The sequence below is a fragment of the Mariluticola halotolerans genome (genome assembly GCF_021611515.1).
Lineage (GTDB): Bacteria > Pseudomonadota > Alphaproteobacteria > Rhizobiales > Devosiaceae > Mariluticola > Mariluticola halotolerans.
This window is the reverse complement of record NZ_CP090960.1, coordinates 484,864-496,799: the sequence shown is the minus strand read 5'-3', so window position 1 is coordinate 496,799 and position 11,936 is coordinate 484,864. Positions and strand designations below refer to the sequence as shown.

General features: G+C 56.3%; 9 protein-coding genes. 1 reads left to right on the top strand and 8 read right to left on the bottom strand.

Going from position 1 to position 11,936, the window contains the following annotated elements; all coding sequences use genetic code 11:
- The 3 genes from L1P08_RS02405 to L1P08_RS02395 form a co-directional block, all read right to left on the bottom strand.
- Positions 1–1,281: a branched-chain amino acid ABC transporter permease gene (locus L1P08_RS02405; RefSeq protein WP_303618418.1), complete on the bottom strand. Its 1,281-nt coding sequence runs from the start codon at positions 1,279–1,281 to the stop codon at positions 1–3.
- A gap of 1 nt (position 1,282) precedes the next feature.
- Positions 1,283–2,224, bottom strand: a complete 942-nt coding sequence (locus L1P08_RS02400; RefSeq protein ID WP_303618417.1) for a branched-chain amino acid ABC transporter permease — start codon at positions 2,222–2,224, stop codon at positions 1,283–1,285.
- A gap of 74 nt (positions 2,225–2,298) precedes the next feature.
- Complete coding sequence (locus tag L1P08_RS02395) at positions 2,299–3,537, bottom strand: branched-chain amino acid ABC transporter substrate-binding protein (protein WP_303618416.1); 1,239 nt, start codon at positions 3,535–3,537, stop codon at positions 2,299–2,301.
- Between the two features lie 833 nt (positions 3,538–4,370).
- On the opposite strand from L1P08_RS02395, the gene L1P08_RS02390 reads away from it, so the two are divergent.
- A complete protein-coding gene (locus tag L1P08_RS02390; RefSeq protein ID WP_303618415.1) occupies positions 4,371–5,831 on the top strand; it encodes a tannase/feruloyl esterase family alpha/beta hydrolase in 1,461 nt (486 codons plus the stop codon).
- A 101-nt stretch (positions 5,832–5,932) separates the two neighbouring features.
- On the opposite strand, the gene kce is transcribed toward L1P08_RS02390, so the two are convergent.
- From kce to L1P08_RS02365, 5 genes are read right to left on the bottom strand one after another with little or no spacing between them, the layout of a single operon-like run.
- A complete protein-coding gene (gene kce / locus L1P08_RS02385) occupies positions 5,933–6,865 on the bottom strand; it encodes a 3,5-dioxohexanoate:acetyl-CoA acetone transferase (protein WP_303618414.1) in 933 nt (310 codons plus the stop codon).
- A gap of 5 nt (positions 6,866–6,870) precedes the next feature.
- Positions 6,871–7,827 (bottom strand): 3-hydroxyacyl-CoA dehydrogenase NAD-binding domain-containing protein, encoded by a 957-nt coding sequence (locus L1P08_RS02380; protein ID WP_303618413.1) that lies wholly within the window; start codon positions 7,825–7,827, stop codon positions 6,871–6,873.
- Positions 7,824–8,351, bottom strand: coding sequence for a cupin domain-containing protein (locus tag L1P08_RS02375; RefSeq protein WP_303618412.1), 528 nt, complete (start codon positions 8,349–8,351; stop codon positions 7,824–7,826). Before L1P08_RS02375 ends, L1P08_RS02380 begins: the two co-directional genes overlap by 4 nt.
- A gap of 15 nt (positions 8,352–8,366) precedes the next feature.
- Positions 8,367–10,403 carry an ABC transporter permease gene (locus L1P08_RS02370; RefSeq protein ID WP_303618411.1) on the bottom strand — a complete coding sequence of 679 codons (2,037 nt, stop codon included), beginning with the start codon at positions 10,401–10,403 and terminating at the stop codon, positions 8,367–8,369.
- Positions 10,400–11,929, bottom strand: coding sequence for a sugar ABC transporter ATP-binding protein (locus tag L1P08_RS02365; protein ID WP_303618410.1), 1,530 nt, complete (start codon positions 11,927–11,929; stop codon positions 10,400–10,402). The genes L1P08_RS02370 and L1P08_RS02365 overlap by 4 nt, the downstream gene beginning before the upstream one ends.
- Between the last annotated feature and the right edge of the window lie 7 nt (positions 11,930–11,936).

Sequence of the window (11,936 nt, the reverse complement as noted above, 5' to 3'; positions counted from 1 at the left end):
TCATTGCGCCGCTCCTGACGAATTAGTCTCCGCATCACCTTTTCGGCCCATGCTTTCCCAGAAAATGGTGATCCGCTGGCGGGCGCGGTAAAGGGTCACCCCGCCGCCGCCCAGCAGCACGACAGGCACGATCCAGGTAAAAATGCCGGCAGGGTCCCAGATGAAGCCAAACAGCTCATAGCTTGGCAGAGCGCCCTCGTCCGCCCGCATGCGCATGGCATACTCCTCACCAAAGAGGACAGCCACCGTCTCGGTCAGGTAGACAATCCCCGCAGCAACAAGCAGCCCACCAAGCACAGCAATCGCGTATGGCCCCGCAAGCCGCGCCCAATTGAGCTGCCCCCAGTGACGAATGTGGTACTGGATGACACCACCAATGCCGGTTGGCGCATAGAGCATCACCAGCACGAAGATCAAACCCTGATAGAACACCCATGAGCGGGTAAGATCAGAGATAAGAAACGAGAAGAGCGTAAAGAGCGTTGCGCCAATAATGGGACCAAAGAAGATCGTTGATCCGCCCACAAAGGTCTGAAGAACCACCTGCGCTGAGACGTCCGTCGCAAACAGCGAATAGTTCGCTGTCTCATTCGAAATCGCCTGCAATGCCCCCGCCACGCCCGAAACCATTGCCGATATGGCGAAAATGATGACCTTGGAAGCATGCGCGTTGTACCCGAGGAACCGCACGCGCTGCTCATTGTCACGCAATGCCAATGTCAGGCGTCCGAAAGGGGTCCGCGTGTAGGCCCACAGTCCCAGGCCACAAATCAAAGCCCAGCCGAGCGTCAGATAATAGACCTCAAGTATCGAACCAAAGGTCATCCCTTGCCAGGGCATCCGCATTGAGGAGACACCGGCCTCCCCGCCAAAGAGCCCCTGCAAGTGTGGCGCAAGTGAATGGAAGAGCTCGGCAATTGCCAGCGTGACCAGCGCGAAATACACACCCGAGCGCATGGTGGCGAAATAGCCTGCGATGATCCCGATCAAAAGCCCGGCCAACGCACCGGCAAGCGGCAGGAGCGGTGTTGGAAGTGGCAATCCGTCCTCCACCGCAATCATCAAGTGAAGCGTTGCGAAGGCACCAATACCGAAATAGGCGGCATGTCCGAAAGAGAGCAGCCCGGCCTGCCCGATAAGCAGATTGAAGGCCAACGCGAAAAGGCTCGCGATGAGCACGTTCACCATCGCATTCTGCCAGCCAAGGCCAAGGAAAGGCGGCACGGCAACCAGCAGAACCAGTGCGAGGACGAGAAGGCAAGTTTTATACATAAAAGCCATATCAGTTACGCTCTCCCATCAGGCCTGCGGGCCGAACCAGCAGGACAATCAGCATAAGAGCAAAGGGAATTGTCGCACTGACCGAGGAAAGCTCGAGCGTCATCAACCCGCCAACTGAACGCGCCCAGTCGCCGAGCCCCACAAGGCCGAAAAGGTTTGCGATTGACCAGTCGAGCCCCACTGCGAACGACGAGAACAGGCCGATCAAAAGCGATGCAACGAGTGAGCCTTTAAGAGAGCCAAGCCCGCCAACGACGACGACCACGAAAACGATCACCCCCAGCTCAATCCCCATATTCGGATTGGTCGGGTAAAAGGCCCCCGCGACCGCCCCCGCAAGGCCAGCGAGCGCTGCGCCTGTACCGAAGACGAACATAAAGACAATTGGAATGTTATGGCCGAGAGCCTCCGCCATGCTGGGCAAGCGCTCTGCGGCGCGAACCACGATCCCGGTGCGCGTGCGCGTCAGCAGCAACCAGAGCGCGGTAAACATCACAACCGCCACACCGCCGATAAACAAGCGGTAGAAGGGATAATTGGTGCCGAAAATATCGAACGCGGAGAAGCGAAGCGCGCTGGGCATTTGGTAATTGACTGGAAAATCACCGAAAAACAGCTTGATCAGTTCCTCAATGATCAGCGCGATGCCGAAAGTCAGCAATAGTTCATGGGCATGGCCATGCGCATGAACCCGTGGAAGCAGGAAGCGCTCGATTGCCATGCCGACGAGACCCACGATGATGGGTGCCACCAAAAGGCCAACCCAGAAGCCGAATACCGAGGATATCGCATAGGCGACATAGGCGCCCAGCATATAGAAAGATGCATGGGCGAAGTTGAGCACGCCCATCATGCCAAATATAAGCGTCAGGCCGGCCGAAACCATGAACAGCAGCAATCCATAGGTTGCGCCGTTTAAAGCTGAGATGATCACAAATTCCATCAGGGTTCCCGAAGTAAGCAGGTCAGGTCAACTGGCCGGCATCAGCTGCCGGCCAGATCGCGATAGTTCGGTAATCAGGCGTCAGGACGCTGCATTTTGCAGCTGTCTTGCACGGGATACACCGCCAGCTCTCCGGGAACGATTTTCACCGTCTCAAAGCCCATATCAGTGTCGTCTGTTGGATATTTCGGGTTTTTGACCACCTTGGATACCACCACAGGACGGATCGTCTGATGGTCCTCTTTGCGGACCGAAATCGGCCCCACGGGCGTGTCATAAACTGTGTCTTCCAAAGCGAGCGCAATTTCGGTCACATTGATCTCGCCACCGTCGAAATCGAGATTACCCAATGCGCTCTGAAGCGTCCCGACCGCGAAGGCGGTATGCCCCTCGACAAAGATCGGATAGTGCCCTGTCGCTGCCTTGTAGGTTTCGGCGAAGGCATCAGCACCTGCGGCATTGTCATAGTTGTTCGCAATATAGTGACCGACCGCCGTATCGCCGGCATTCGCTATATTACCCGGCTGATCAAGGAAGGCCGTGGCAAAAGTCACGTCGAGCCCGGAATCGCCTGCAGCTTTCATCAAAAGCAGCAGATCGTTTGACCAGTTCCCGGTGAAAACTGTGTCCGGGCTGGCGGCCTTGATACGCGCAACAAAGGGTGCGAAATCCTGAATCTTGTTCACATCATGCAGAACTTCGTCGACGACTTCATAACCGCCGACATCGGCTACCGCATCAACTGCCGCCTGCATGTCCTGACCCCAGGAATAGTTCTGGTTGATCGAGTAAACTTTGTCGCCAAGGTCACCCGCTTCTTTCATCGCATTCACAAGCGCGTTGACCCGCATTGGTGCGGTTGTCGTGAAGCGGAAGTGATAAAACTGGCATTTGTCGCCCGTTAGCTCCATGGCCTCGCCACCGAGATTGATGAACATGACTTCCTTGCCGGGATTGCGCAGATTATACTTGCGCACGTCTTCAGTGAGCTGGCCGGCAATAGCCGATGAAGCGCCCTGGAAAATGATGTCCACGCCGTCAGCCGCCGCCTGCCGGAACTTGTCCGCCGCCTCAGGCGCACCACCGGCATTGTCATATTCAGTCACTTCCACCGGCTCGCCGTTAAAGCCGCCCGCTTCGTTAATCCTGTCAACGCCGTATTTGACGGCTGTCGCGTAAAGGCGGCCAGTCGACGTCTGCGAGCCCGAAAGGCTTTCGATAATGCCGATCTTGAGCGGCTCGGCATGCAACGCCACCGCGCTCGCGCAAAGCGCTCCCACAGCTGTCAGGGCTGCTAGTGTAAAATGTTTCATCACTTCCTCCTTTTGTGAATTACCTGGCCATCGCCTGCCATGCCGACGCAATCACCCGTCACGATGAACTGAGGGGAACAATTACCCCCTCGCCCGTCTGTGTTCGGGGTGAGATATCTCCAGCGCTTTCTCCGCGCAGAGCTGATCATCGGCATAACTCCTCCCAACGCCGCCTTCGTTTGTGCGGTCTTCAATTGGATGATTTGCTGATGCCATGTCAGAGCCCCTGGCGAGAAGGTTTTCGCCGGACAAAATGGGGGTGATAACAGGACATTCATAACCGCGCTCGAACAAACCCGTTCGCGGAAAGCGCACGGTCAGCGCACTGGCAGCTTCTCAGATTCTACAGCGGCACAAACCAACGAGGGCAAGACGTGCCGCAATGCGAGGCAAAGGCTTTGCGCCATCCTCATCGGGCACGGCGGAGGCAAAGCAAGGCAATTGCTACCTTTTGCAAATGGCCGATGGAGGGATCAAAAAACAGCCTTCCATAGGGCCCCGCCCTAGCGCAAGGCTTTCCCGAGTAATCCGGAATGTCCCGGAATGACCCCTCTTTTGTCCGCTGAAGGCCTTCTTGTTGCGGGCTCTGACATGGCATCAGCAAATCGCCCAATTCAAGACCACGCAAAGTTCAAGTGGCATAGGGAGGAACCATGTCGATGACTTGCCCGGCGCTGCAAAGCACCGGCAGCGCATGATCACCTGATGAGAGCAATCAGCATCAGGAGCAGTTTGCACGCACGGTAGTTCAAAATCTTCGGAGGTGCCGGTGATCCATTGATTGGGCGGATTGCCCAACAGGCAATTCACAATACATCAAAAGGAGGAAACTTATGAAAATTCAAGGGATACTGGTCCCGGTGTTAATGACCATTGGATGGACCATTGCGTCAGCGACGCCCACAATGGCAATGACGCAAAGCGACCCAACACAGCGCTGCGAAGCACTGAATAATTACGGAATGGATGCAGCCTTTGTCACCTCAACAAGGGTCGTCGAGGCCACGGACAAGCTGCCTGCCTATTGCGAGGTGCGCGCAACCGCGTTGCCCTCAATATCGATAGAAACCCGTTTGCCGCTCGAAAACTGGAACGGCAAATTCTATCAAGCCGGGTGCGGCGGTTGGTGCGGCATGCTGGTCAGAGGCGACGAGGGAGGCCGCTGGGTAAACGCCATGTCGTCAGGGCTTGCCCGGGGATACGCCACCGCGACCTCGGACAGCGGTCACCACGGTCTGTCGGTGGTCGATGCGGACTGGGCCGATGCAAACCCGAATGGGGAACGTGACTGGGGATGGCGTGCCATCGGTGAGACTTACCGCGTTGCCAATACGTTGATCGAGGCATTTTACGGGTCTGAAAACGGCGACTCCATTTTTCAGGGCTGTTCGACCGGCGGGCGCCTCGCCCACATGGCTTCCCTGCGTTATCCCGAGAATTATCAGGGTATAATTTCGGGAGCCCCGGCAATGAACGAGACCGGCCTCGCGGGTGCCGCACTCGCCTGGGTCGTCAAGGCAAACACCGGCCCGGATGGCGAACCGATCCTGAAACCGGGAAAGGACGGACTGATCGGCGACGAAGTGATGAAGCAGTGCGACGGCCTTGACGGGAACAAAGATGGGCTGATTTCCGATCCGCGCAGCTGCACGCCTGACCTGTCAGTCCTTTTGTGCGAGGACGGTGCCGACACGAAACAGTGCCTGAGCCAGGCCGAGATCGGTGTAGTGAACAAATGGTACCAGCCGGCCGTCAATGAAGCCGGAGAGAAACTGTTCCCAGGTGGCATTCCAGCAGGTTCCGAACCGTTCTGGTGGCTCTGGCTGACAGGGAATGAAGAAGGCGCTGTGCCGCTCAATCCATTATTCGCCCAGTCATTTGGTGCCTACCTCGCCTTCGAACCTGATCGCGGTCCGGGATGGAAAACGGTCGATTTCGATTTCGAAAACGATCCGGCGCGCATGTCCAAAGCCGCAGAAATGTTTAATTCCGACTCTCCGGACATTTCCAAATTCAGGGCCGCCGGCGGTAAAATGATCGTCTGGCACGGCTGGGCTGATGCGATCGTGCTGCCTGAACAAACCGTAAAATGGTACGATGAAGCCGCTGCGGCTGCAGGCGGCGAGGAAGCCCTGAACGAGAATGTGAAGCTCTTCATGATCCCCGGCATGGACCATTGCGGTCTTCTGCCTGGCCCCGGTGGCATTGCCATGGAAAGCATCGACCCGCTGACCGCTCTGGAGCATTGGATGGAAACGGGTGAAGCCCCCTCCACCATCATGGCAAACAATTAATCGCACATTGAGTGAAAGCTAAAACGCTGGGAAAAGTGGCGGCTCTTGTCGCCACTTTTTTGTTTCCAGAAATCAGATGGCATGGGGAACAGTCCCTCTGCCTAAAGGTCAATAAGGTCGGCGCCCTTCAACCCAAGCATCTGACGCACCTCATTCGGCTTTGCTATCTCCAATCCCAGTTCCTCAATGATCTTGCGAACCTTGCGTACCTGCTGGGCATTGGACTGGGCGAGAACGCCCCGGGAAATATAAAGACTGTCTTCCAGGCCAACGCGCACATGGCCACCGCGCGAGGCAGCGTTCGTGACGAAGGGCATCTGGTTCCGGCCGGCCGCCAGCACAGACCACTCAAAGGCGTCGCCGAACAAACGGTCTGCCGTCTCTTTCATGAAGTTGAGGTTCTCCCACTCCGCCGTCATCCCGCCCAGAACGCCAAAAATTGTCTGAATCAGAAACGGCGGTTCGATGATCTTGCGATCCAGAAAATAGGCAAGATTGTAGAGGTGGCCGACGTCATAACATTCATGTTCGAAACGCGTGCCATGGTCTTTGCCCAGTCTCTCGATGATCTTTTCGATATCCTCAAACGTATTGCGGAAAATCCCGTTCTTGGTGCCCAGCAGATAGGCCGGTTCCCAGTCATATTTCCAGTCAGTCTTCTTTTCTGCCAGCGGATGCAGTGCGAAGTTCATGGAGCCCATATTTAGCGAGCACATTTCAGGCTTGAACCGCAAAGGTCCCGCAAGGCGCTCCTCGACCGTCATGGTCAAGCCCCCGCCGGTGGTCAAATTAATAACCGCGTCTGTCGCATCGTTAATTTTCGGCAGGAACTGTGCAAACAGATCGGGATCGGAGGCAGGCGCGCCATTCTCAGGGTCCCGCGCATGCAAATGGAGAATAGCCGCTCCAGCGTCCGCAGCCTCGATAGCAGACGCCGCAATCTCGTCAGGGGTAATTGGTAAATACGGTGACATGGATGGGGTATGGATACCCCCGGTAATGGCACATGTGATAATAACTTTCTTGTCTGCCATCCTGGCTAACCTTTCATATTTGTTTCTTTGGCAGCCAGCACCGCCTGCAGCAAAACATCTCTTTGTTTGGCCAGGCCGCGTACACCGCGGTCGCCATAGGCGCGTTCAACAGCATCGGTAACCCGGTCTTGCAGAGCCTTATCAAGATGCGGCGCGCCCAGATCGTCCCAAAGCCTCTCCTGCATCGGTTCGAACATGTCCCAAAAGCCCTGCATGCCTTTGTCGCCCCCGGCAAGACGATAGGTCAGCAATGGCCCCATCAGCGCCCAGCGCGGCCCCGGCCCTTCGCTCACGGCTCGGTCGATATCTTCCACTGAAGCCACATCGCTTTCGAGCAGGTGGATGGCTTCGCGAAAAATTGCCGCCTGCATCCGGTTGGCGATGTGGCCATAAATTTCCTTTTTCAACCGAACCGGCACCTTCCCCATTTTTTGATAAAAGCGCTCTGCCTTGATCAAAAACGTCTCGCCGGTTTTCGCGCCACCAACCAGTTCAACCAGCGGCACCAGATGAGGCGGATTGAACGGATGACCGAGCACCACTCGTTCAGGGTGCGCACATGCACTTTGCATGTCGGTAACGGAGATTGCAGATGAGCTCGACGCGATAACAACCTCAGGGCGCGTCAGCGCATCAATACGCCGGAACAGGTCAATTTTGGCATCTATCCGTTCAACCGCGTTCTCCTGAACGAAGTCAGCTGTCTCGCATGCTTCCGCAAGATCATGGGTGAAGCTGAGCGTGCCCCAGCTTCCCTGCTGCAATACATCGTCCGGCAGAGAATGGCGAAACCGGGCAACGGCCTCGCGAAACTCAGACCCTGCATCCGCGCGAATGTCGGTAGCCACGACATTCAAACCGTGCCCCAAAAACAGACAGGCCCAACTCGCGCCTATCATGCCGGCACCGACAATCGCTACCGTTCCGATATGTTCTTCGGCCTGCCGCGATACATTTTTCATGCGCTGTTGGCGTCCACCAAAACGGCCATCAAAAGCGCGTCTTCAGACCCGCGATTGACCCATGCATGGTTGGTGCCGCGCTGAACGACGACATCAAATGGCTTGAGGTCGCGCTCTTCCTTGTCGAGCACCAGTGTGATCTCGCCCGAAAGCAACATAATGTAATCGGTTGTATCGGTAGTATGCATCGACTCGTGACGTGAAGTGTCAGGCTGAATATCGACACCCTTCATTTCCTTGAACCATTCACGGGCGGTCTGCTGGCGCTCTTCGGCGCTCAAATGATCATTCTCGCTGTCTGGCGCAATCTGAAAGATGCGAAATACCGTGCCGCCTTTGGGTGGCAGAACGCCAACGGTTTTCTTTGCCATATCGGTTGGAGATTTGTGATCGTGGCGCCCCGGACCGGTGACCCACAACTCGGTCAGGACGGTCATGACCTCATCGGCGATGCCGTCGAACAACACCTCGGATTTGCCGCTTTCATCGTTTTGAGTGACAATCCTGCGAACTTGCTTAAGCATGAATTCCTCCTTCGCTCATGTGGATTTTTTTTCGCGCAGTCCGATAACTGCCCCAAGTATCACGACACCAAACACGACATTGCGCACCGCGATCGGTATCAGCATGCCCTGGAGGGCCGTCGACAGCGCTGTCATAAGCAGCGCGCCTCCCAGCATCCCCAGATAGGTGCCACGGCCACCCGTCATCGCCGTTCCGCCAATCACAACGACGGCGATGGAAGGCAACAGGTATGGTGTGCCCATGTCGATGAAAGCCTGGCCACTGAAGCCCGAAAGCATAATGCCAACAACTGCAGCGCATGCGGCACTGAGGGCGTACGCCGTTATCTGCGTACGGGCGACAGAAACGCCGGAGAAATAGGCCATCGTCTGATTACTGCCAACAGCGTAGAGGCGCCGTCCAAATGGCGTGTTACCCAGCAACACGCTCGCAGCCACAACAAATACGAAAAGCGCTGGCACGATAGGCGTAAAGCCACCTATTTTCCCCGTCATGAACCAGGTCACCCATTCAGGCGCAACCCCGTGCGGTGTCCCGCCGGTAGCGACGAGGACGACACCGCCTAGAATGCCGTTCACAGCCAGCGTCACAATGAGTGGATGCATCCCGATAATGCCGATGCCTACCCCGCTCAACGCGCCAATGAGCGTTGCCAGGCCGACAACCACGACCGGCGTAAATTCCCCCATGCCCGCCAGCGACCACTCGCCGAGCATGACACCAGAAAAGGTAATCATCGCCGGCACCGACAGATCAAGCCCGCCGCTGATCACAACACTACCCTGCCCCAATGCCAGAACGGCAAGGAATGCCGTCAGGACCAGCAATGAATTGGCGTAGCTAAGACCGGAAAGGCGCCCCTCAAAAATCACAGCGGTCGCAATGAGAACCACAAACAGGCTGAAATAGGCAGGCATGCTGGTCCCCAGCGCAACCCGGTTCAATTTAAGCCAGCGCGTGACAGGGCCAGACGGCAATGTATCGTCGGCCCGTTTTGTGGGCGCTGCAGTATATCGTCGACGGATATGAGGTTTTACAGGGCTGGCGCGGCGTTTGGCCCAGAGGCGGAGGCGCGCTAGAGACTTGGCGATCTGCTCGCGGGATCCCGCGAGAACGGCAAGGATCAAAAGGCAGCCCTCAACCACGCTCGAATAGAAGGTCGGGACATTGAACACCAGTAGCAGGTTGACGATCAGCATGAGCGTCAGGGCACCAAAGACCGTGCCAAGACACCCGCCCCTGCCGCCTGTAAAGACCGTACCGCCCAGGACGACAGCAACAAAAACCGGCAGCAGCATCGGTGGGCCCACCGTAGGGTCGCCCGACCCCGTCTGCGCTGCCAAAAACATCCCGGCCAGACCATAAAGTGCACCGGCAATCATATAGGTGATCATCCGGGTCAGATCGACGGAAACCCCTTTGGCGAGTGCCGCCTCATCACTACTGCCAATGGCATACAAACTGATGCCAAACGGACTTGCCTTCAGCATGAACCAGCCAATAAGCACCAGCCCGATCAAGGCCGCGGACATAGGCAAAAGGTTCGGGATCGCATCGGATAGAAAAAATGCGGAGAAACCACCCGGAATCGTGCCACCGGGCTGGCTCATGATCATAAGCGTCAGCCCCTCGACAATGAACATGCTCGCCAAAGTGACAATGATCGAGGGCAAGCGAAACAGAACAACGAAAATGCCGTTGAACAACCCAACCAGGGCCCCTGCACCAACCCCAAGAAACGCCCACAAGATCATCGACGTGGTGCTGTCGCCCATATGGGCAGCAATCAAACAATTGGAGAGGGAAATGACCGCGCCCACCGAAAGGTCGAGCCCGCGCGAAATCACAACGAGGGTCGCCCCTATAGCGGCAATCGCAAGCGTTGTACTGCTGGCGAATGTGGTGCTGATATCGTAATAGCTGAAGCCATGGGCGAGGTTGTTCTGCAAAAGAACGAAAGCAACGATCAGCGTGCCGAAGGCAACTAGCGCACCCTGATTTCGCGTCATAACCCGTGAGAGATTCGAGCCTTCAAAAAAGCTGGTGGTCATGCCGCGCATCCCTTCAAACTCTGCGGAAATGCGCCCATCATCAGCGCGCCGATACCTTCCTCCGTGGCTTCGGAATGCGGCACATCAGCAACAACGCGTCCGTCGTAGATGACAAGGATGCGGTCACACAGTCCAATCAGCTCAGGCACTTCGGTAGAATGGAACAGAACCCCGCCACCGGTTTCAGCAAACCCACGCAACAGCGCATAAATTTCATGCTTCGTGCCGATATCGACGCCGCGTGTCGGGTCGAACACCAGCAGCGATCTGCACTGGGTCATCAGCCATTTGGCGAGGACGATCTTTTGCTGATTGCCACCGCTAAACTCAGAAGGTGTCTGATATAATGCACGAGGGTGCAGATTGACTGACGCGAAGACTTGATCGGCCGCATTCTGCTCCTGCTTTGCCTGCAGAATTCCAAAAGACGAGAAGTCCTCGACAATTGGAAGCGTCGCATTTTCGACGCCGGAGCGATTAAGCGCCAGACCCTGAATTTTACGGTCTTCCGGCACAAGCGCCAGGCCCGCCTCTATGGCATTAGCGGGAGAGCCAAAATGCGCTTGCTCCCCGTTGATCAACAAGCGGCCGGCACTGAGTTGCTCGACCCCAAACAGCGCGTTGAAAAAATCGACCTGCCCCATACCCTGCAAACACGCGACACCCACAATTTCGCCTGGGTTTAGCGACATCGAAATGTCCCGCACTTTACGACCGGCGGTTATCCCTTCCGCTTGTATAAGCGGGGGGTGATCCGTTTTAGCTTTGGGAACTGACCGCGACGGAAAGCTGACTTCAACAGAGCGCCCCATAATATGACGGAACACCTGCTCGTCAGATATCTCGCCCACTGAAAAGCTGCCCACATGCGTCCCATTTCGCAGAATGGACATGTCCGAACACAGATCACGGACTTCAGGCATGCGATGCGTAACGAGGACAATCGTGGTGTGTTTAACCTTCAGCTCGGCAATTCGGCGCCCGAGCCATTCAACATCGGCACGCGAAAGAGCCGCGGTAGGCTCGTCCAGAATAAGCAATCGCGGATTACGCGAAATAGCGCGCGCAATCTCAACCTTTTGACGTTGTGAAAGATCCAGTTCGCTAACAAGTGCGCGCGGATCAATATCCGCAATTTCCAGTTCCGACTGCAACGCCCTGACCCGCTCCATCATGGCGCGGCGTTTCACCAAAAATCCAAATCTTAGCGGGAGATCCGGCAAGAGCAGATTTTCAGCGACAGTCAGATCATTGATCAGCGGGATTTCCTGAAATGCGGTCTCGATGCCCAGTTCACTGGAGCCACCCCGGTGAGCGATCTGCACGTCTTCACCAAAAAGGGATATCGAGCCGCCGTCGGGCCTCACCAATCCACTTAAAATTTTCACGACAGTAGACTTGCCCGCGCCATTTTCGCCCAAAAGCGCATGGACGGTGCCGGCTTTCACACTGAAGGATGCATCCGACAGCGCGACAGTCGGCCCATAAGATTTTGTTACACCCTGAAGGTGGAGCGCATCAGACATATTTGCC